Below are 18,630 nucleotides of genomic sequence, written 5' to 3' on the forward strand. Positions count from 1 at the left end.
TTACCCGGCGAGGGCTGCCAGCGGGCCGGACGGCAGGTGGATCCAGCCTTCGCTGAGGGCCGCTGCGGCGTTGCCGCCCGGCGGCATCAGGGTCTGGCCGAGGCTCACGGCGCGGGCGGTAAGCGCGGCGATGACGGCGTCGAACATGTCGTCCGAGGCCGCGAGGGCATCACGGTGTCCGGCCAGGTCCAGCCAGGGCGCCGCGGCGGTCAGGCTGTCCAGGATCAGGGCCAGCCGCTCTGCTTCCGGAGTGCCGCGCCCTTTGTAGCCGCGGGCGTGGATTCCCCAAAGTTTCAGCGACGCTGCGGGATAGACCTCCGCCAGCCTGCCCGAACCGTCCCTGGCCTGCGCCCCGTGGTCCCGGGCGATCTTGGCCTGGATGACCGCGCAGCGCATGGCGGGGTGGGCCAGCCGGTCGGCGGAGACGCTGAGCGGGATCAGCCCCGTTGAGCCGGTGACGAACCGGTCCGTGTCCCGGTAGGCCAGGAGCCGTCGGCCCTCGATGCCGTCGTGGTCCAGCACCGGGTGGGCGTCGAAGTTCAGGTGCCCGGCAATGAAGGGCAGGAACGCGTCCGGCCAGCCCACCGGGCAGTCGATGCCCGTCATGTCAGTGCCGCCGAACAGTTCCACGATGTCCTCGTCAGTGACGTCCAGGGACACGTGGATCAACTGTGCACCGCCATGCGTCCAGTCAAGGACTGCCGCGGCAGTCTTCCTGGTGGCCGCGGCGAGGTCCACGCCCAGTGTCTTCACGGGTTATACCGAGCGGTAGCGGAGTGCGCCGGGAAGCTCCCCGCGGTTCCCGAGGCCCTCCCCGGAAGCGAACCGGGCCCAGACGGCGCGGAGGGCGCGGCCGTGGGCGTTGATCTCGTCCCAGGAGGCGCCCGCGACAAGGCCGGCGGCCGCCCAGGTCTGCTCGTTGCCGAACAGCAGCGGCAGGTCAACAGTGTGGGCGGCCCGGAAGAAGTTGCCGGGCGCGGCCCATGTAAGCACGTAGCTGTACGCTTTCCCTCCCGCCCGGGCGTGCCGCCGGGCGAACTTCCTGGCGGACCGGCCGTACACGGCTTCGGTTACGGCCCGGCTGATGGCATTGACGACGGCGGTCCCGACGACCGGAACCCTGGCGAGGCGGCTGGCGACGGGATTGCCGGGCAGGAACATGCGCGCCTCGTCGGCGGTGTGGCCGATCAGGACCTCGATCCCAGGGGCGGTCGCGTTCCATGCGGCTTCAATCTCGTGTTCCGGCGGCAGGGGTGCATGTCCGTACTGCGTGCCGAAGGGCATCGCCGCCTTCAGCCCGAACTTCCGGGCCACCTGCGAAACACGCCCTTCAATGGCCACCACGTCCATCGCCGGGGTGTCTTCGGTGACATGTTCCGCGGCGACGCCCATCGCGGCGCTCATTTTTTCCCGGCCACGAGTGATGCCCAGGGGTGCGCTCTGGATGATGGCGCGCTGGAACAGCGACGGTGCTTCCGGCGTCGCCATCAGGTGGGCCACGGCGTCGCCTCCAGCTGACTGGCCGAACGCGGTGACACGTTCCGGATCGCCGCCGAAGGCGCCGATATTGCGCTGCACCCAGCGGAACGCCTCGAGCTGGTCCAGCAGCCCAAGGTTGGCGGGGCGTCCCGTACCCGTTGCCAGGTATCCGAAAAGGCCCAGACGATACGTCACGGACACAACGATGACCCGGTTCTCGGCAACCAGGGCCTTGGGGTCGAAGATGGCCAGGTCCCCGGAGCCGGAGGTGTAGGACCCGCCATGGAGCCAGACCATGACCGGGACGCGCTCGCCGTCGGCGAGGCCCGCCGGAATGGTGATCGAGAGCCGCTGGCAGTCCTCGCTGCCGGGAAGCTCGCCATAGCGGGTTCCCAGGATGTCATCCAGGAACGGTACGGGACCCTGCGGGCACGCGGGCGAGAGCGAGGTGGCTTCACGGACCTCGGTCCAGTCGGGCGCACTTGCCGGCGGCTGGAATCGGGCCGCCGTGGCGTAGGGGATCCCGGTGGCACGCACAACATCGCCGTCCCGCCACCCGGTCACCGGCCCGCAGGGAGGACTGAAGCACGGAGGACTAGAGGCAGGGGCGGCGGTCATGAGGCAACGATTTCACGGATTCCTGGCACACCCCTGAAAACGACGACGGCGGGCACCGGGTTCCCGTGAGTGCGCCCACAGCGCGAACGGACACTTGAGGCCCCGCAATCCGCAGATTAAAGGGCCTCAAGTGTCCGTTCGCGCTTGGCGAGGCGGTGGAATTACTAGTGCGCTGCCGGAACGTAGCGCTTGATGGACGCTTCCAGCTCGGCTTCGGCAGCTGCGCAGTCGCCCCAGCCTTCAGCCTTGACCCACTTGCCCGGTTCCAGGTCCTTGTAGCGGGTGAAAAAGTGCTCGATTTCCTTGATCAGGAATTCGCTGACGTCGCTGACCTCTTTGATGTGGTCAAAGCGGGCGTCAACAGGAACGCAGAGCACCTTGGCGTCCCCGCCGCCGTCGTCCGTCATGTTGAACACGCCGATGGGGCGGGCCTCAACGATGACGCCCGGGTGCAGATCGAAGTCCTGCAGGAGCACCAGTGCATCCAGCGGGTCGCCGTCTTCGCCGAGGGTGTTCTCGAAGAAACCGTAGTGGGTGGGGTACTGCATGGAGGTGAACAGGACGCGGTCCAGGCGGACGCGGCCGGTCTCGTGATCGACTTCGTACTTGACGCGCGATCCCTTGGGGATCTCGATGGTCACGTCATGCTTCATGGAATGCTCCTCGACTTCAGGGGTGTTCGCGGCACACATAAACATCAGCAAAAGGAGTGTCGGTGCCGCCGACTACTATTGAGGATATAGCGATAGGCCCAGGTTTCATGAACTAGTGGGGACATTTCAGGACTAAAGGACCAACTGCAGCATGAAACGCATGATGAGCCGCGCGGCCGGGCATCCCTGGCTTGAGATCATCAGGCGGCAACTGCCGCTGGCGCTGTTGACCATCCTGATTGTGGCGCTCGCCGTTCCGGGGGCCATGCTCGTAGCCCCCGCGCTGACGGGCCAGCGGCCCAACCCGGAAGGCACTGACTCCACGGCCCCCGCCTGGCAGCAGGTCCCGCGGGACCTTTCCCTTCCGCAGGGCATCTCACCCCTTAAGGACTCGGCGCCGGTTCCGTGGCCGGACACGCTCGCCGCGCAGCTCAACGCCACCCTGAAGGCCGACGGCGGCGGGTCATTTACCGGCGTGGTGCAGGACGCCGCCACCGGCCAGGTGCTGTTTGACCGGGGCGGCTCCGAGGGCAGGGTGCCCGCCTCCAACATGAAGCTCCTGACGGCCGCTGCCGCCCTCCGCGCCATCGGACCTGACCAGCGCTTCAGCACCAAAGTGGTTTCCGGCGCTGAACCCGGATCGGTGGTCCTGACCGGCGGCGGCGACGTCCTGCTTGGTGCGGGGGAGTCCTCCCAGGACGCTGTGATGGGCCACGCCGGACTGGCCACGCTGGCCAGGCTGACCGTCAAGTCGCTCCAGGAAAACGGCGTCACGGGTCCGGTGCAAGTCCGGCTGGATGACTCCTTGTTTACCGGCCCGGCACTGAACCCGACATGGAGCCTGGACGATGTGGCCGCCGGCGAGACCGCGCCCCTGTTCCCCCTTGCCCTCAACTCGGCCAGGTACGACCCCGCCGTCACCACCGGACCCCGCCCTCAGGACGCAGCCATGGCAGCAGCGGAGGCGTTCTCCGCCCAGCTCACAGCGGCAGCTGCCGCAGCCGGGCTGTCCGTCACGCCCGGCGTCGAGCGCGCCAAGGCCCCGGCAAGCGGCACGGTGCTGGCGGAAGTCCAGTCGGCCACACTCCGCCAGCAGGTGGACCTGATGCTGCAAACCTCGGACAACTACCTGGCCGAGGTGCTGGGCCGCCTGGCGGCCGTGGCCAGCGGGCAACCCGGCAGCAATGACGGCGCCACGGCCACTGTGTACAAGCAGGTGCAGGACCTGGGAATCCCCGCGGACGGTCTCCGCGTGGCAGACGTCTCCGGCCTGTCACTGGGGAACCAGGTATCGGCCAGCCAGTTGGCGGAGATCGTCAGGGCCATCACCTCCGGAACCGAACCCGGCCTGCGGGCTGCCATTGGCGGGTTTCCGGTGGCAGGGCTCACCGGAACGCTGGGCAACCGGTACACCGACGCGTCCACGGAGCGCGGTGCGGGGCTCGTGCGGGCAAAGACCGGAACGCTGAACTCCGTGATTGCCCTCAGCGGCTATGTTGTGGACGCCGACGGACGCCTCCTGGTGTTCTCCTTTATAGGGAACGGGCTGGACCCCGGAGCTGCGGGGAACAGGACGGCGCTGGACCGCACGGCGTCGGCACTGGCCTCCTGCGGTTGCCGCTGACCGGCGGCTGCAACGTTCCCGCTAACCGGCGGTATCGCCCGAGCGGGCAGCTGCGGCGTCGCCGGCATCGGCTGCGGAACTCAACCGGGTACCTGCCCCGGCGGATGCTTCCGCGGCAGTGCCAAACGCGGCGGTCCCCAGCAGTGCCGCCATGACGACGGCGGACAGGACGGACCTCCAGTTGTTGCTCTGGCCCAGGCTCAACGGCGGGATCGGGCGGTAGGTAATCATCGGACTCTCCTCGGTGTGTTGGTCTCCTATGCCTACTCTGGTCCGGAATATTTGTGTTCATCTGTTCCGGTCCTGTGCCCTGCCTGTGCGTTGCGGCCCCGCCCGCAACCCCACCGGCCCCTCCGCAACGCCTACTCGTCCGGTTCGCCGGTCAGCGAACTTAAGGCGCAACCGCGGAGTGCTGTGATCTGATGGACGCTATGGAGTCAACTGCAGGCGATTCATCAGTACAGGCCCAGGCGCTGATCAACTGGGAGCTCGCGGCGTCAACAGCGGCGCGGCTGGCTCCGGCGGGACCCTCGCTGGGGTCCGCCGAAATCGGGACCGCCGTGGAGAACCTGCGCCTGATGGCGGACATCTCCGTGCCGCATGTCCATGACATCACCGGGCTGGAAGCCGCGCGGGACCTCCGCGATTCCTCCGTGCTGGTGGTGGACCGCGCTTCCTGGGCCAAGGCCAACACCCAGAGCTTTGCCGTGATGCTGAAGCCGGCCATGGAAAAGATGCTGGAGGGGCGCCGCGGAACCATGAGCCCCGGTGCCGCGTCTGTCAGCGGAGCCATCACGGGAAGCCAGTTGGGCGCTGTGCTCGCCTTCCTCTCCAGCAAGGTCCTGGGCCAGTACGATCCCTTCGCGGCGCTCGCCGAAGACTCAACGGCCCCCGCCGCCGGACGCCTTTTGCTGGTCGCGCCGAACATCGTCCAGGTGGAGCGCGAACTCAACGTTGCGCCCGAGGACTTCCGGCTGTGGGTCTGCCTGCACGAACAGACGCACCGGGTGCAGTTTGCGGCCGCACCCTGGCTGCGCCACCACATGCTCAACGAAATCGACAACCTCAGCGAGCATCTGCTGGGCAACGTCGATACCCTCCTCGAGCGCGCGTCCGCTGCCGCCAAGTCACTCAAGGACCGCACCGCCGCCGGAACCGCCCCGGGACGCGGCGCCATCCTGGACCTGCTGCAGGACCCGGAAGAAAAGGCGTCCCTGTCGCACCTGACCGCCGTGATGAGCCTGCTGGAGGGCCACGCCAACGTGGTGATGGACGCCGTCGACGCCAGCATCGTCCCGTCCGTCAAGACCATCCGGCAACGCTTCAACGCCCGGGGAAAAGACCGCGGCGTCGTGGAGAAGTTCATCCGCAGCCTGCTGGGCCTCGACGCCAAGATGCGCCAGTACACGGACGGTGCCAAATTCGTCCGCGCCGTAGTGGACGTGGCGGGCATGGAAGGCTTCAACCGTGTGTGGGAATCCGCTGCGAACCTGCCCACGGAACCGGAAATCCATGACGCCAAGCTCTGGCTCGAGCGGATGGGGCTCTAGTTGTCCCACGCACCAAGCGGACGACGGCGGCCCGGCCGGTTGTCGCCCGTCGTCGGCAAGGCGCGGAAAATGCTGCAAAACGCCCTGGCCGACGCCGGCTACCCGGCGCGGGTGCTCGTCGCCTGCAGCGGCGGCCCGGACTCCCTGGCCCTCGCAGCCGTCGCGTCGTACTTCGGCCGCCGCGGCCACGTGGACGGCCACCCCGTATCGGTGGGCGCCGTCGTCGTTGACCATCAGCTGCAGCCCGGTTCCGCCGGCGTCGCCGCCCAAACCGCCGAGGTCCTTCGGGACCTGGGGCTTTCCCCTGTGGAAGTGCGGCGGGTTGACGTCGCGTCCACCGGGATCGGTCCCGAAGCCGCGGCCCGGGACGCCCGCCACGCGGCCCTGGAGGAAGCCGCCGCCCACGCCGGTGCCGGCGCAATCCTCCTCGGCCACACCCTGGACGACCAGGCGGAACAGGTGCTGCTCGGGCTGGCGCGGGGCTCCGGCACACGGTCGCTGGCGGGAATGCGGCCGGTCCGCGGACTCCTGCTCCGGCCGTTCCTTGGCCTCCGCCGTGCCGACACCCTGGAGATCTGCGCCGTCGAAGGACTGGACCCATGGCACGATCCCAGCAATGCCGACCCGTCCTTTGCCCGGTCCCGGACGCGGGTGGAGGTCCTGCCCATGCTGGAGGAAAAGCTCGGTCCCGGCGTCGCGGAGTCCCTGGCCAGGACGGCCTCCATCCTGCAGTTGGACGCCGACTACCTCGACGACGTGGCGAACAGCACGTATGAGCAACTGGCGGAGCAGTCCGGCGGCGAGATCCGCCTCCCCGAAACTGCGCTGGGCGAGTTGGCCCCCGCCATCCGCTTCCGGGTGATCGCCAAGGCGGCCGCCGCCGTCGGGGGCCAGCAGCCGAGCTATCAGCGGCTGCTGGCCGCGGAGGCACTCCTGCGCCGGCAGGGTTCCGCGGGCCCCGTGGAACTGCCCGGCGGAGTGAGCGCCTACCGGTTGTCGCTGGCGCAAATCCTCGCCGGCGAAGGGCAGGATCCTCCAGACCGGGCCGGAGATGCCGCCAACGGCGGTCCCCGCGAGGCCGCCCGCTGTGGGAAGCTAGTATTCCGGCCTCAAAGGCCGCCCCAAAAATAGTCGCACCCGCATCTACACAGGAGCCATTGGTGGATTCAAACGACGTCCAGGCAGACCTCAAGCACGTTCTCTACACCAAGGATCAGATCCAGCAGCGGATTACCGAGCTCGCTGCACAGATCGACAAGGACTACGAGGGCCGGGAGCTCCTCATTGTCGGCGTATTGAAGGGCGCGGTCATGGTCATGGCAGACCTGGCGCGGGCACTTCACAGCCACGTTTCGATGGACTGGATGGCAGTTTCCTCCTATGGTTCGGGGACCCAGTCGTCAGGTGTTGTGCGCATCCTCAAGGACCTCGACACGGACCTCATGGGCAAGGATGTCCTGATCGTTGAGGACATCATCGATTCGGGCCTGACGCTGTCCTGGCTCAAGACCAACCTGGAATCCCGGGGCACGGCGTCCGTGGAGATCTGCACCGCCTTCCGCAAGCCCACGGCCGCCAAGGTGCAGATTGATGTCAAATACGTCGGCTATGACATCCCGAATGAATTCGTAGTGGGCTATGGCCTGGACTACGCCGAGAAGTACCGCAACCTGGACTTCGTGGGCACGCTCGCCCCGCACGTCTACGAATAGGCGCTTCCCCGGGATCCCTCCCGGCCGGCCGGACCCCCAGCGGGCCGCGGCCCTGTACCGCTACGCCTAGAGGGAACTTTTGCCCTGCACCGTGCGTGATTCACTCCGAACGGTGTATAGCTAGAAGCTGACGCAGCACCACACGCGCGCAGACCAGTCGCCGTGCAGCACTACCAGGAGGGACGGGGCCAGCCCCCGATCAGATGAAAGCTAAGAGTTTCTTCAAGGGCCCGGGCATCTGGATCGTTGTTGTGGTCGGAATGCTCCTGCTGGCCTTTGCCACGCTCGCCCCCGGAGGCGCAACGCGGATCGACACCAAGCCGGGCCTCGAGCTCCTTGCGGACAAGGGCAAGGTGGAGCAGGCCAAGATCTTTGACGCGGAGAACCGCGTGGACCTTGTGCTCAAGGACAACCTGGTCATTGACGGTCAGGACAAGGGCAAGAACGTCCAGTTCTTCTTCGTCAATGCCCGCGCCGCGGACGTGGTCAAGGCCGTCACCGACGCCAACCCCTCCAGCGGTTACACCGATCAGCCCATCGAAAACAACTGGTTCTCCGGGCTGTTCTCCCTCCTGATTCCCGTGCTGCTGCTGGGCGTCCTCTTCTGGTTCCTGCTCTCCCGAATGCAGGGCGGCGGGTCCAAGATCATGCAGTTCGGCAAGTCCAAGGCCAAGCTGGTCAACAAGGACATGCCCCAGGTGACGTTCAGCGACGTCGCAGGCGCTGATGAGGCCGTGGAGGAACTCCAGGAAATCAAGGAATTCCTCCAGGAACCGGCCAAATTCCAGGCTGTGGGAGCCAAGATCCCCAAGGGCGTGCTGCTCTACGGCCCTCCGGGAACCGGTAAGACCCTGCTGGCCCGCGCCGTGGCCGGTGAAGCGGGAGTGCCGTTCTTCTCAATCTCGGGTTCCGACTTCGTTGAAATGTTCGTAGGCGTGGGTGCGTCCCGTGTCCGCGACCTCTTCGAGCAGGCCAAGGCCAGCTCGCCCGCCATCATCTTCGTCGACGAGATCGACGCCGTCGGCCGCCACCGCGGTGCGGGCATCGGCGGCGGCAACGACGAACGCGAGCAGACCCTCAACCAGCTTCTGGTTGAAATGGACGGCTTCGACGTCAAGACCAACGTCATCCTGATCGCCGCCACGAACCGCCCCGACGTGCTGGACCCCGCCCTGCTGCGCCCGGGCCGCTTCGACCGCCAGATCACCGTTGAAGCCCCGGACCTCGTGGGCCGCGACCAGATCCTGCAGGTCCACGCGAAGGGCAAGCCGATGGCTCCCGGCGTCGACCTCAAGGCCGTAGCCAAGAAGACGCCCGGGTACACCGGTGCCGACCTCGCCAACGTCCTCAACGAAGCCGCCCTGCTGACGGCCCGCTCCAACGCGAACCTGATTGACGACCGCGCCCTGGACGAGGCCATCGACCGTGTCATGGCCGGGCCGCAGAAGCGCAGCCGCGTCATGAAGGAGCACGAGCGCAAGATCACGGCCTACCACGAAGGCGGACACGCCCTGGTGGCGGCCGCACTGCGGAATTCGGCCCCGGTCACCAAGATCACCATCCTGCCCCGCGGCCGCGCCCTGGGCTACACCATGGTGGTTCCGGAGAACGACAAGTACTCCGTCACCCGCAACGAACTGCTGGACCAGATGGCGTATGCCATGGGCGGCCGGGTGGCCGAGGAGATCGTTTTCCACGATCCGTCCACCGGTGCCTCCAACGACATCGAGAAAGCCACGTCGACGGCCCGCAAGATGGTCACGGAGTTCGGCATGAGCGAACGGGTCGGGGCGGTACGCCTCGGCCAGGGCGGCGGCGAGCCGTTCCTGGGCCGCGACGCCGGCCACGAGCGCAACTACTCGGACCAGATCGCCTACATCGTGGACGAGGAAGTACGCCGCCTGATCGACCAGGCCCACGACGAGGCCTACGCGATCCTCACCGAGAACCGCGACATCCTCGACTCCCTGGCCCTGGAACTCCTCGAACGGGAAACCCTCAACCAGGCCGAAATTGCGTACGTCTTCCGCGACATCCGCAAGCGTGACTTCCGTGAAGTGTGGCTCTCCAAGGAAACCCGCCCGGTACAGACCGCCGGACCCGTGGAGTCCCGGCACGAGCGGGCCGAACGCGAAGCGCAGGAAGAAGCCAAGGAAGCCCGCCTCGAGGAGCCGCTGGATGCCCGGCCGCCGCACCCGCAGGGAGTGGCAGGGCAGGAGACCTTCGGCGGCGGTGTTACGGACGTCAGCACCGACGGACCGCAGCACGGCTAAGCTTCTGCTGTGAATCATTTCGACGACGACGACGTTTCCGCCGGCCCCGGTCCCTCAACCGAAGGCCACGCGCAGCATGCCGGACATACCAAGGTTGACCGCCCGCGGATCGAGGCCGCGGTCAGGGAAATCCTGCTGGCCATCGGCGAAGACCCGGACCGGGGCGGCCTGCTGGACACCCCGAAAAGGGTGGCCAAAGCCTACGCCGAGGTGTTCGCCGGCCTGCACCACGACCCCGCGGAAATCCTGGCCACGACCTTTGACCTGGACCACGAGGAACTGGTCCTGGTCAAGGACATTCCGTTCTACTCCACCTGCGAGCACCACCTGGTGCCGTTCCACGGTGTGGCCCACGTTGGCTACATTCCGTCCCATGACGGCAAGGTCACCGGGCTGAGCAAGCTCGCCAGGCTGGTGGACATGTTCGCCAAACGTCCCCAGGTGCAGGAACGGCTCACCACCCAGATCGTCGAAGCACTCGTAACTCACCTGAAGCCGCGCGGAGCGATTGTGGTGGTGGAATGCGAACACCTGTGCATGTCCATGCGCGGCATCCGCAAACCCGGTGCCAAGACCGTCACCAGCGCCGTGCGCGGTCAACTGCATGACCCGGCCACCCGCGCCGAGGCCATGAGCCTCATACTCGGAAGGTAATAGACAGACTATGGACTCCCTAGCTGCAGCCCCTGGAACCGGACCCGCAACAAGCCCCTTGCCCATCCTGCGTAAACCGCGGCCGGCAGCCAAGTTTGAAGATCTCCCCACGGACCGCACGCTGGTGATGGGCATCCTTAACGTCACCCCGGATTCCTTCAGCGACGGCGGTACGCACCCGACGCCGGACACCGCCATCGCGGCTGGCCTCCGGATGTTCTACGCGGGTGCCGACATCATCGACGTCGGGGGCGAGTCCACCCGCCCCGGCGCGGAGGAAGTCAGCCCGGAAGAAGAACAGCGCCGTGTCCTCCCGGTGATCGAGGCCATGGTCAAGGCCGGCGCCCTGGTCAGCATTGATACCACCCACGCTTCAACGGCCGCCGCTGCCCTCATGGCCGGCGCGACCATCATCAACGACGTTTCCGGACTGACGATGGAGCCGGAAATGGCCGAACTGGCCGCCCGCACCGGCGCCCCGTACGTCCTGACCCACCGCCGCGGCGATGCCAAGACCATGAACTCGCTCACGGACTACGGCAACGTGGCAGAGGAAGTCGCTGCTGAACTTGTGGGCGTGCGGGACAAACTGTACGCAGCCGGAGTCGCTCCGGAACAGATCATCGTGGACCCCGGCCTGGGCTTTTCCAAGAACGATGCACAGAACTGGGAGCTCCTGCGGAACCTGGGTCCGCTGGAAGCGCTGGGCCACAAAATCCTGGTGGGTGCCTCCCGCAAGCGCTTCCTCGGCACCTTGCTGACCGTTGCGGGCAAGGCTGCCGCTCCCGGCGAACGGGACCACGCCACTGCCGCCATCACCGCCATCAGCGCCGCCCGCGGCGCATGGGCCGTGCGCGTGCACGACGTCGGACCCAGCCTTGACGCCGTCAAGGTTGCCGCACGCATGTCCGCCGGACCTCACGGCCACTCCAGTCCCACCAACTAGGCAGCCACAATGGACACAATCACGCTGAGCGGTGTTACCGCCGTCGGCCATCACGGGGTGTTCGATTTTGAACGCCGCAACGGCCAGCCGTTCATCGTTGATGCCGTGCTGCATCTGGATTTCACCAAGGCCGCCGCCTCGGACGACGTCCTGGACACCGCCCACTACGGCGAGGTGGCCGAGCGCATCAAGCACTGGATCACCGGTGACCCGCTCAACCTGATCGAGGCCCTGGCCGTCCGCATCGCGGAAGACCTCCTGCAGGAATTCCCGCTGGCCGCCGTGGACATCACGGTGCACAAGCCCAAGGCCCCCATTGAGGTGGAGTTCGGCGACGTCTCCGTCAGCGTGCATCGGCGGCGGTCATGAACCCGCCGTATTCAAACAACCCTTACGTCCGCGCGGTGCTGGCCCTCGGCAGCAACCTGGGGGAGCGGAACGACACCCTCTCCAGCGCCGTCGCCGACCTGGTGGACCGGCCTGAAGTGCGGCTGACCGCGGTTTCCCCGGTGGTCCAGACCAAGGCCGTGGGCGGACCTGAGGGCCAGCCCGACTTCCTCAATATGGTGATCACTGTGGAAACCTCGCTGCCGCCGTCGGAGCTGCTGCGCCATTGCCAGGCTGTGGAAAACAAGCACCACCGCGTGCGCGAAGTCAGGTGGGGTCCGCGGACCCTGGACGTGGACATCATCGCCTACGGGGACGTCGTGAGTTCGGATCCGGCACTGACACTGCCGCATCCCCGCGCCGCCGAGCGGGCGTTTGTGCTCTACCCGTGGTCCCTCATCGACCCCGCGGCGGAGCTCAACGGCGTCCGGGTGGGCGAACTGGCCGCCAGGGCCGCCGACTTCCCGGACCTCGCCCCCTTCGACGGCTTCGGCGACTTCGACGGCCTTCCCACAGCAGGAGCAGTGGAGTAGGCCGTGAAACCCGTCAATCCGTTCCTGCTGATCGTCGTCGGGCTGATCCTGGCCATCGCCGGCTGGTTCGCGACAGTCATGACCACCCGCTACGGACTCGCCACCCCGGTGCTGCCCCAGACCGGGCTGGTGACCATGGGAGTGATCGTAGCCCTCACGCTGGTGCTGGGGATCCGCGTCCTGCGCTGGCGGAACGGCAAGAAAAAGAAAATGCTGAACCCCATCCTGGCCGCCTGGACCCTGGTCCTCGCCCAGGCCTGTGCGTACACGGGAACAGTGCTGCTGGGCTGGCACGCCGGAATCTTCCTGGACCTGCTCAGGCTGTGGAACCTGCGCAGCGACCAGGGAATCACCTGGCTGGCCCTTTCCATGGCCGGCGGGGGACTGGCCATGATCATCGTGGGTCTTGTGGTGGAACGCTTCTGCCGGATCCCGCCCGAAGATGGCGACGCCGACGGTGCCACGGGAGCACCGGGACGGGGCGCCCGCAAGCCCAAAGGGGAAGGCGAATATGCCTACCGAGGCGATTGATCCGCCGGGGATTTCCTGGCACCGGGTTTCGCCCAAATACGTGACCGTCCGCCTGGTCGAATGGGCCTTCGGGAACCTCATCGCCGTGGCACTGCTATCCCTTCCGCTCGTTTTCAGGCTGGCGGGCTGGTGGGTCTGGGTCCCGCTCTGGCTCGCCGTCGCCGTCCCGGCAGTCACATTGCTGCTGGCCGTCTGGCGGTTGCTGCTGATTCCCCGCCAGGTCCGGGCCATCGGCTACGCCGAGCGCGACGACGACCTCCTGATCCGCAGCGGCATCTTTTTCCAGCGCACCCTGGTGGTTCCCTACGGCCGGATGCAGTATGTGGACATCGGAGTGGGTCCGGTGGAACGCGGCCTGGGCCTGTGCACGCTGAAGCTGCACACCGCTTCGGCCGGGACCAATGCGGAGATTCCCGGCCTGCCGGCCGACGAGGGGGCGCGGCTCCGCGAGCAGCTGTCCGCACGGGGCGCTGCACGGCTGGCCGGGCTGTGACCCCTGACAGTGCCGTGACACCCGGCAGTACCGGTCCGACCCCCGGCGCTCCGGGGCCAACCCCCAACCCTGTCGGGCAGGTCGCCGGAAAGCCCGACGGCGAGTGGCTGCGGGTGCATCCCGCCTCCCCGTTCATCCGCGGCTGGGTGGCGCTTGCCGCCATCGGTTTCTTTTTCGGCCGCGACACCTTTGAGCGCCTCCTGCAAGGCCGGCCCCTCATGGATGACATGTTCACCGGACGCGTGCCGTTCCTGCTTGCCGGCGGCGGGCTGGTCCTGGTGCTGGCCGTACTGGGGTTCATCACGACCTGGTACTTCACCCGGTACCAGGTGGCCGGGGGCTACGTCCGGGTGAACACGGGCTTCCTGTTCAAGCAGCAGCGCCAGGCGCGGCTTGACCGCGTGCAGGCCATCGACATCGTGCAGCCCCTCCTGGCCAGGATCTTCGGCCTTGCCGAGCTGAAGTTCGAAGTGGCCGACGCCGGCGAATCGGCCGTGCGCCTCGCCTACCTTCGGATTGACGATGCCCGCCAGATGCGGGCCACCATCCTGGCCCGGGCGGCCGGACTGGAGCCCCTCCCCGGGCAACCCGAAGCAGCCCTGCCGGAGGCGCCGGAGTACGCCGTCCTGTCCGTGCCGCCGTCGCGCCTGGTCGGTTCGCTGCTGCTCAGCGAGCAGAGCTTCTTCCTGGTCCTGGGCGCGGCGGCGTCCGTGGTGCTTTCCGCCGTTACCGAAAGCCGCCAGATTTACTTCTACCTGATCCCGGCCGTCCTGGGCATGGCCGCCGCCTACTGGGGATCGTTCAATAAGGGCTACAACTTCACCGCCGCCATCTCGCCGGACGGCATCCGGCTCCGCTACGGGCTGCTGGACACCCAGGCGCAGACCCTGCCGCCCGGCAGAATCCAGGCCGTAAAGGTGACGCAGCCGCCGCTGTGGCGGATCTTCGGCTGGTACCGGATGCAGGTGAACGTTGCCGGCTACGGCGGACCTGGCAGCAACGGTGAAGGCGCGTCGCGCACCATGCTTCTCCCGGTGGGTGTCCTTGCCGACGTCATGAGGATGCTCTCGCTGGTGCTCCCCGACCCGGGAACGCCTGACCCGGCCCGCATCTTCGCCGCCGGCCTGACCGGTATCGCTCCGGCCGGTCCGCCCCCGGCCGGTCCGTCCCCGTCCGGGGAGACGTCCGGCGAAGAGCCCGACGGCGGGTTCGTCACCAGCCCGCGACGCGCGCGCCTGCTGGCACCGCTGGGCTGGCGCCGCAACGGTTTCACCGCCACTGACACAGCGCTGCTGATCCGCTCCGGCCGGCTGTGGCGCGAGCTGGTGGTGGTCCCGCACCAGCGCACGCAGTCGATGGCCCTGCACCAGGGGCCGCTGGCGAGGCGCTTCCGGGTGGCGGACCTGGTACTTCACACCACCGCGGGACCGGTGTCGCCGCGGGTCATCCAGGCCGGACTGGACGAGGCCCGCGGCCTGTTCGATGCCCAGGCCGCGCGTGCCCGGGAGGCCCGCAAACGCCAGACCAGCGAGCAATGGCTCGCGCAGGTGGCCCCGGCTACTGTGGTTGGGGCGGAAGATCACCCGCAGACCCACCAGGAAGGCCCGCAACATGGCTAAGCCAGGACGCCTCGGCGTCGGAATCATTGGAGCCGGCAAGGTGGGCGCAGTCCTCGGTGCGGCACTGCGCGCCGCCGAGCACGCCGTCGTCGGGGTTTCCGCGGTTTCGGACGCAAGCCGGGAACGCGCCGAAACCCTGCTGCCGGGCGTGCCCGTGCTCGACGTGCAGGACATCGTGGAACGCTCCGAGCTGGTGCTGCTGGCCGTCCCCGACGACGCCCTCGGCGGGCTCGTGGAAGGCCTCGCCAAGCTCGGAGCCTGGCAGCCCGGACAGCTCGTGGCCCACACCTCGGGCCGCTTCGGCGTGGGCATCCTGCATCCGGTCCGCGCAGCCGGCGCCGTCCCGCTCGCGCTTCACCCCGCCATGACCTTCACCGGCATGAGCCTGGACCTCACCCGGCTGCTGGACTGCACCTTCGGGGTCACGGCGGACGCTGCGATGCTGCCCATTGCGCAGGCATTGGTGGTGGAGATGGGCGCCGAGCCCGTGGTGATTGCTGAGGGCGACCGCACCCAGTACCACGCAGCCCTGGCGCACGGGTCGAACCACCTGGTCACCCTCGTGGCCCAGGCCTCGCAGCTGCTGCGCGAAGTGGGAGTGGAATCGCCCGAACGCATGCTGGGACCACTGCTGCGGGCAACGTTGGAGAACGCGCTTGCCTCCGGCGAGTCCGCACTGACCGGCCCGGTGGCCCGGGGGGATGTTGGCACGGTTGCCGCGCACGCGGAGGCCTTGCGGGAACACGACGCCGGTGCCGGCGGCGATATTCTGGAGGCCTACCTGGCCATGGCGCGGGCCACCGCGCGCCGCGCCGGGAGCCGGGGACTGCTAAAACCGGACCAGCTGGACGCCATCCGGAAAGCCCTGGACGGTGCGGACAACGACGGTGCGGACAACGACGGTCTTGACAATGACGGGCCGCAGGCCCCTGGAGGAAACTGACTTGGCGATCAAACTCGTGACCACCGCGGCGCAGCTGCGGGCCGAAAGCGCGCGGCTGCTGACGGAAAAGCAGGGCTCGTCGCAGGGCCTCGTTCCCACCATGGGCGCTCTGCACGAAGGCCACGCCAGGCTGGCGCGCACCGCCGTTGAACAAAACGACGTTGTGGTGGCCAGCATCTTCGTCAACCCGCTGCAGTTCGGCGAGGCCGTGGACCTGGACCGCTACCCCCGCACCCTCGAGGCGGACATGGAACTCCTGGACGCCGAGGGCGTGGACCTGGTGTTCGCACCTTCCGTGGAGGAGGTCTACCCGGGCGGCGAGCCGCTGGTCCGGGTGACGGCAGGCCGGCTGGCCGGGAAATGGGAAGGCGCATCCCGCCCCGGCCACTTCGACGGTGCCCTCACGGTGGTGGCCAAGCTGCTGCACTATGGCATCCCCGGGACCGGGCTCCCCGTCGGAGGCGCCTTCGTGAGCGGTGCCAGTGCGGGCCTGCCGGTCTACCGGGCCTACTTCGGCCAGAAGGACGCCCAGCAGTTGACCCTGGTGCGGCGCATGGTGGCGGACCTGAACTTCCCCGTGGAGATCGTGGCGGTTCCCACGGTCCGTTCCGCCGACGGGCTGGCGTTGAGCAGCCGCAACAGGTTCCTGTCCGGGGAGGAACGCGAGGCCGCGCTGGTTCTGTCCCGGGCGCTGAGGCTCCTCGAGGAGCGCGCCAACGCCCACGAGCCGCTGGACCTGGAATCCGCCCAGGCCCTGGTGGAATCCCAGCCGCTGGTTGGACTGGACTACTTCGACGTGGTGGACCCGGAGACTCTTGAGCCCCTGGCCGAGAACTGCAAGGAAACGCCGTTCCGCGGCGAAGGGCTGGCCATCATCGCGGCGAAGGTGGGGCCCGTCCGGCTGATTGACAACGTGCCGCTCAGTTCCTGAGGTTTTTCCAGTGACGGGAATTACCCCGGGGGATAGACTGTTGGAATCTGCAGCGACGATGCTCGCCGGAAACCACTTCACATCTCCCTAAGGGAATCCCCATGTCTACAGACGTCTCTTCCAACGGCCACGGCGACCCCGTGGCCCCTGCCGCCGGGGAGGCGCCGGCGGCGGCCCCCGTGAAGATGTCCCGCGAGTCGGTCACCATCATCGTCACCCTCCTCGTTGCCACCTTCGTGGTGATCCTCAACGAAACGATCATGAACGTCGCCCTCCAGCGGCTCATGGTGGACCTTGGTGTCGACGCCCCCACGGTGCAGTGGCTGTCCACCGGTTTTATGCTCACCATGGCCGTGGTCATCCCCACCACCGGATTCATCCTGCAGCGCTTGTCCACCAGGGCCGTCTTCATGCTGGCCATGGGACTGTTCTCGGGCGGTACGCTCCTTGCCGCGCTGGCTCCGGGATTCGAAGTCCTCCTGCTGGCCCGCATCGTCCAGGCCGGCGGCACCGCCATCATGCTTCCGCTCCTGATGACCACCATCCTGACGCTGGTCCCGATCGAGCGCCGCGGCGCCGTCATGGGCAACGTGAGCATCGCCATTTCGGTGGCACCGGCCATGGGCCCCACCGTGTCCGGGCTGATCCTTGAGCACTTCACGTGGCGCTTCATGTTCGTGTTCGTCCTGCCCATCGCCCTGGCCGCCTTCGCCATCGGAGCCCGCTACCTCACGAACATCGGCGAATCCGAGAAGACCCGGCTGGACATCCTGTCCGTGCTGTTGACCGTTCCCGCCTTCGGCGGACTCGTGTACGGACTTAGCCAGATCGGCGGGGGCCACGGCGGACAAAGCGGTCCCGGCACCACTGCCGTGGCTGCGCTGGCTGTCGGCCTGGTGGCCATGACGGCGTTCGTCTTGCGCCAGCTGAAACTGCAGAAGTCCGAAGGACCCCTGCTGGACCTGCGCGCGTTCAACTTCCGCATGTTCACCGTTTCCGTGCTGCTCCTGGTGGTGGCCATGATCGCCCTCTTCGGCGCCGTGATCCTGCTGCCGCTGTACCTGCAGGAAATCCGGGGCCTGAAATCCCTGGAGACCGGCTTAGCGCTCCTGCCCGGCGGCCTGGCAATGGGCCTGCTGGGCCCGTTCATCGGCCGGGTCTTCGACAAGGTGGGCCCGCTTCCGCTGACCGTTACCGGCTCAGTCATGATGGTGCTGTCCCTCTGGCAGTTCTCCATGCTGAACGCGGAAACGGCCGTGTGGTGGATCGTGACGCTGCACGTGGTCCTCAGCCTGGGGCTGGCGCTCCTTTTCACGCCGGCGTTCACCACGGGCCTCAACCCGCTGCCGCCGCACCTCTACTCGCACGGATCGGCCATCATGAGCACGCTCCAGCAGGTGGCCGGTGCCGCCGGAACCGCGCTCCTGGTCTCGATCTACGCGGTAGTGGCCGCCGGATCAGGCATTGTCGCCGGCATGCACGCAGCGTTCCTGACGGCCGCGATCATAGCTGTGGTCGCCGTCGTGCTTTCCGCCATGATGCGCAAGACCGCGGGAGCGGAACACCCGGTGCCCGCAGCCCACTAACCCCTTCAAGCGCGAAGGCTCAAGCGCGAACGGACACTTGGGGCCCCCTTTCCGAGGGCCCCAAGTGTCCGTTCGCGCTGTGCGTTGCGAAGCCGTGG

The 18,630-nt window shown here is 67.6% G+C and carries 19 protein-coding genes; 15 read left to right on the plus strand and 4 right to left on the minus strand.

The window, feature by feature from the left end; all coding sequences use genetic code 11:
- From ACFVWT_RS10525 to ACFVWT_RS10535, 3 genes are all read right to left on the minus strand, one after another.
- Window positions 1-753, minus strand: coding sequence for a DUF429 domain-containing protein (locus ACFVWT_RS10525; RefSeq protein ID WP_390247754.1), 753 nt, complete (start codon window positions 751-753; stop codon window positions 1-3).
- Between the two features lie 3 nt (window positions 754-756).
- Entirely contained in the window at window positions 757-2,097 is a 1,341-nt protein-coding gene (locus tag ACFVWT_RS10530; RefSeq protein WP_390247755.1) for a carboxylesterase family protein, read from the minus strand.
- Window positions 2,098-2,261: 164 nt separating this feature from the next.
- Window positions 2,262-2,750 carry an inorganic diphosphatase gene (locus ACFVWT_RS10535; protein ID WP_390247756.1) on the minus strand — a complete coding sequence of 163 codons (489 nt, stop codon included), beginning with the start codon at window positions 2,748-2,750 and terminating at the stop codon, window positions 2,262-2,264.
- Window positions 2,751-2,901: 151 nt separating this feature from the next.
- On the opposite strand from ACFVWT_RS10535, the gene dacB reads away from it, so the two are divergent.
- Window positions 2,902-4,374, plus strand: a complete 1,473-nt coding sequence (gene dacB / locus ACFVWT_RS10540; protein WP_390247757.1) for a D-alanyl-D-alanine carboxypeptidase/D-alanyl-D-alanine-endopeptidase — start codon at window positions 2,902-2,904, stop codon at window positions 4,372-4,374.
- A gap of 21 nt (window positions 4,375-4,395) precedes the next feature.
- Here the strand turns inward: dacB and ACFVWT_RS10545 are convergent, their stop codons facing one another.
- Complete coding sequence (locus ACFVWT_RS10545) at window positions 4,396-4,605, minus strand: hypothetical protein (protein WP_390247758.1); 210 nt, start codon at window positions 4,603-4,605, stop codon at window positions 4,396-4,398.
- Between the two features lie 200 nt (window positions 4,606-4,805).
- On the opposite strand from ACFVWT_RS10545, the gene ACFVWT_RS10550 reads away from it, so the two are divergent.
- The 14 genes from ACFVWT_RS10550 to ACFVWT_RS10615 all read left to right on the plus strand — a co-directional run bounded on the left by ACFVWT_RS10550 (window position 4,806) and on the right by ACFVWT_RS10615 (window position 18,532).
- A complete protein-coding gene (locus tag ACFVWT_RS10550) occupies window positions 4,806-5,924 on the plus strand; it encodes a zinc-dependent metalloprotease (protein ID WP_390247759.1) in 1,119 nt (372 codons plus the stop codon).
- 69 nt (window positions 5,925-5,993) lie between these two features.
- Window positions 5,994-7,055 carry a tRNA lysidine(34) synthetase TilS gene (tilS, locus tag ACFVWT_RS10555; protein WP_390247760.1) on the plus strand — a complete coding sequence of 354 codons (1,062 nt, stop codon included), beginning with the start codon at window positions 5,994-5,996 and terminating at the stop codon, window positions 7,053-7,055.
- 29 nt (window positions 7,056-7,084) lie between these two features.
- Window positions 7,085-7,636 carry a hypoxanthine phosphoribosyltransferase gene (hpt, locus tag ACFVWT_RS10560; protein WP_011690021.1) on the plus strand — a complete coding sequence of 184 codons (552 nt, stop codon included), beginning with the start codon at window positions 7,085-7,087 and terminating at the stop codon, window positions 7,634-7,636.
- 203 nt (window positions 7,637-7,839) lie between these two features.
- Window positions 7,840-9,909 carry an ATP-dependent zinc metalloprotease FtsH gene (gene ftsH, locus ACFVWT_RS10565; RefSeq protein WP_390247761.1) on the plus strand — a complete coding sequence of 690 codons (2,070 nt, stop codon included), beginning with the start codon at window positions 7,840-7,842 and terminating at the stop codon, window positions 9,907-9,909.
- A gap of 9 nt (window positions 9,910-9,918) precedes the next feature.
- A complete protein-coding gene (gene folE / locus ACFVWT_RS10570; protein ID WP_390247762.1) occupies window positions 9,919-10,563 on the plus strand; it encodes a GTP cyclohydrolase I FolE in 645 nt (214 codons plus the stop codon).
- Between the two features lie 10 nt (window positions 10,564-10,573).
- Window positions 10,574-11,509 (plus strand): dihydropteroate synthase, encoded by a 936-nt coding sequence (gene folP, locus ACFVWT_RS10575; protein ID WP_390247763.1) that lies wholly within the window; start codon window positions 10,574-10,576, stop codon window positions 11,507-11,509.
- A gap of 9 nt (window positions 11,510-11,518) precedes the next feature.
- Complete coding sequence (gene folB, locus ACFVWT_RS10580) at window positions 11,519-11,878, plus strand: dihydroneopterin aldolase (protein ID WP_043476775.1); 360 nt, start codon at window positions 11,519-11,521, stop codon at window positions 11,876-11,878.
- Window positions 11,875-12,429, plus strand: a complete 555-nt coding sequence (folK, locus tag ACFVWT_RS10585) for a 2-amino-4-hydroxy-6-hydroxymethyldihydropteridine diphosphokinase (RefSeq protein ID WP_390247764.1) — start codon at window positions 11,875-11,877, stop codon at window positions 12,427-12,429. The genes folB and folK overlap by 4 nt, the downstream gene beginning before the upstream one ends.
- 3 nt (window positions 12,430-12,432) lie before the next feature.
- Window positions 12,433-12,960 (plus strand): DUF3180 domain-containing protein, encoded by a 528-nt coding sequence (locus ACFVWT_RS10590; protein ID WP_390247765.1) that lies wholly within the window; start codon window positions 12,433-12,435, stop codon window positions 12,958-12,960.
- Window positions 12,941-13,453: a PH domain-containing protein gene (locus tag ACFVWT_RS10595; protein ID WP_390247766.1), complete on the plus strand. Its 513-nt coding sequence runs from the start codon at window positions 12,941-12,943 to the stop codon at window positions 13,451-13,453. The genes ACFVWT_RS10590 and ACFVWT_RS10595 overlap by 20 nt, the downstream gene beginning before the upstream one ends.
- Window positions 13,450-15,072 carry a PH domain-containing protein gene (locus ACFVWT_RS10600; RefSeq protein WP_390247767.1) on the plus strand — a complete coding sequence of 541 codons (1,623 nt, stop codon included), beginning with the start codon at window positions 13,450-13,452 and terminating at the stop codon, window positions 15,070-15,072. The genes ACFVWT_RS10595 and ACFVWT_RS10600 overlap by 4 nt, the downstream gene beginning before the upstream one ends.
- Window positions 15,065-16,015 (plus strand): Rossmann-like and DUF2520 domain-containing protein, encoded by a 951-nt coding sequence (locus tag ACFVWT_RS10605; RefSeq protein ID WP_390247768.1) that lies wholly within the window; start codon window positions 15,065-15,067, stop codon window positions 16,013-16,015. The genes ACFVWT_RS10600 and ACFVWT_RS10605 overlap by 8 nt, the downstream gene beginning before the upstream one ends.
- 1 nt (window position 16,016) lies before the next feature.
- Window positions 16,017-16,946 carry a 4-phosphopantoate--beta-alanine ligase gene (locus ACFVWT_RS10610; protein ID WP_390247769.1) on the plus strand — a complete coding sequence of 310 codons (930 nt, stop codon included), beginning with the start codon at window positions 16,017-16,019 and terminating at the stop codon, window positions 16,944-16,946.
- Between the two features lie 101 nt (window positions 16,947-17,047).
- Window positions 17,048-18,532 (plus strand): DHA2 family efflux MFS transporter permease subunit, encoded by a 1,485-nt coding sequence (locus ACFVWT_RS10615; protein WP_390247770.1) that lies wholly within the window; start codon window positions 17,048-17,050, stop codon window positions 18,530-18,532.
- The last annotated feature ends 98 nt before the right edge of the window (window positions 18,533-18,630 follow it).

The organism is Arthrobacter sp. NPDC058288 (assembly GCF_042880995.1).
Lineage (GTDB): Bacteria > Actinomycetota > Actinomycetes > Actinomycetales > Micrococcaceae > Arthrobacter.

What these genes read in the sequence shown, in the direction of transcription:
- dacB (WP_390247757.1), top strand. Translation starts at nt 2,902, where the DNA reads ATGAAACGCATGATGAGCCGCGCGGCCGGGCATCCCTGGCTTGAGATC.
- ACFVWT_RS10535 (WP_390247756.1), bottom strand. Translation starts at nt 2,750, where the DNA reads ATGAAGCATGACGTGACCATCGAGATCCCCAAGGGATCGCGCGTCAAG.
- folK (WP_390247764.1), top strand. Translation starts at nt 11,875, where the DNA reads ATGAACCCGCCGTATTCAAACAACCCTTACGTCCGCGCGGTGCTGGCC.
- ACFVWT_RS10530 (WP_390247755.1), bottom strand. Translation starts at nt 2,097, where the DNA reads ATGACCGCCGCCCCTGCCTCTAGTCCTCCGTGCTTCAGTCCTCCCTGC.
- folB (WP_043476775.1), top strand. Translation starts at nt 11,519, where the DNA reads ATGGACACAATCACGCTGAGCGGTGTTACCGCCGTCGGCCATCACGGG.
- tilS (WP_390247760.1), top strand. Translation starts at nt 5,994, where the DNA reads ATGCTGCAAAACGCCCTGGCCGACGCCGGCTACCCGGCGCGGGTGCTC.
- folP (WP_390247763.1), top strand. Translation starts at nt 10,574, where the DNA reads ATGGACTCCCTAGCTGCAGCCCCTGGAACCGGACCCGCAACAAGCCCC.
- ACFVWT_RS10545 (WP_390247758.1), bottom strand. Translation starts at nt 4,605, where the DNA reads ATGATTACCTACCGCCCGATCCCGCCGTTGAGCCTGGGCCAGAGCAAC.
- ACFVWT_RS10615 (WP_390247770.1), top strand. Translation starts at nt 17,048, where the DNA reads ATGTCTACAGACGTCTCTTCCAACGGCCACGGCGACCCCGTGGCCCCT.
- ACFVWT_RS10605 (WP_390247768.1), top strand. Translation starts at nt 15,065, where the DNA reads ATGGCTAAGCCAGGACGCCTCGGCGTCGGAATCATTGGAGCCGGCAAG.
- ACFVWT_RS10595 (WP_390247766.1), top strand. Translation starts at nt 12,941, where the DNA reads ATGCCTACCGAGGCGATTGATCCGCCGGGGATTTCCTGGCACCGGGTT.
- ACFVWT_RS10550 (WP_390247759.1), top strand. Translation starts at nt 4,806, where the DNA reads ATGGAGTCAACTGCAGGCGATTCATCAGTACAGGCCCAGGCGCTGATC.
- ftsH (WP_390247761.1), top strand. Translation starts at nt 7,840, where the DNA reads ATGAAAGCTAAGAGTTTCTTCAAGGGCCCGGGCATCTGGATCGTTGTT.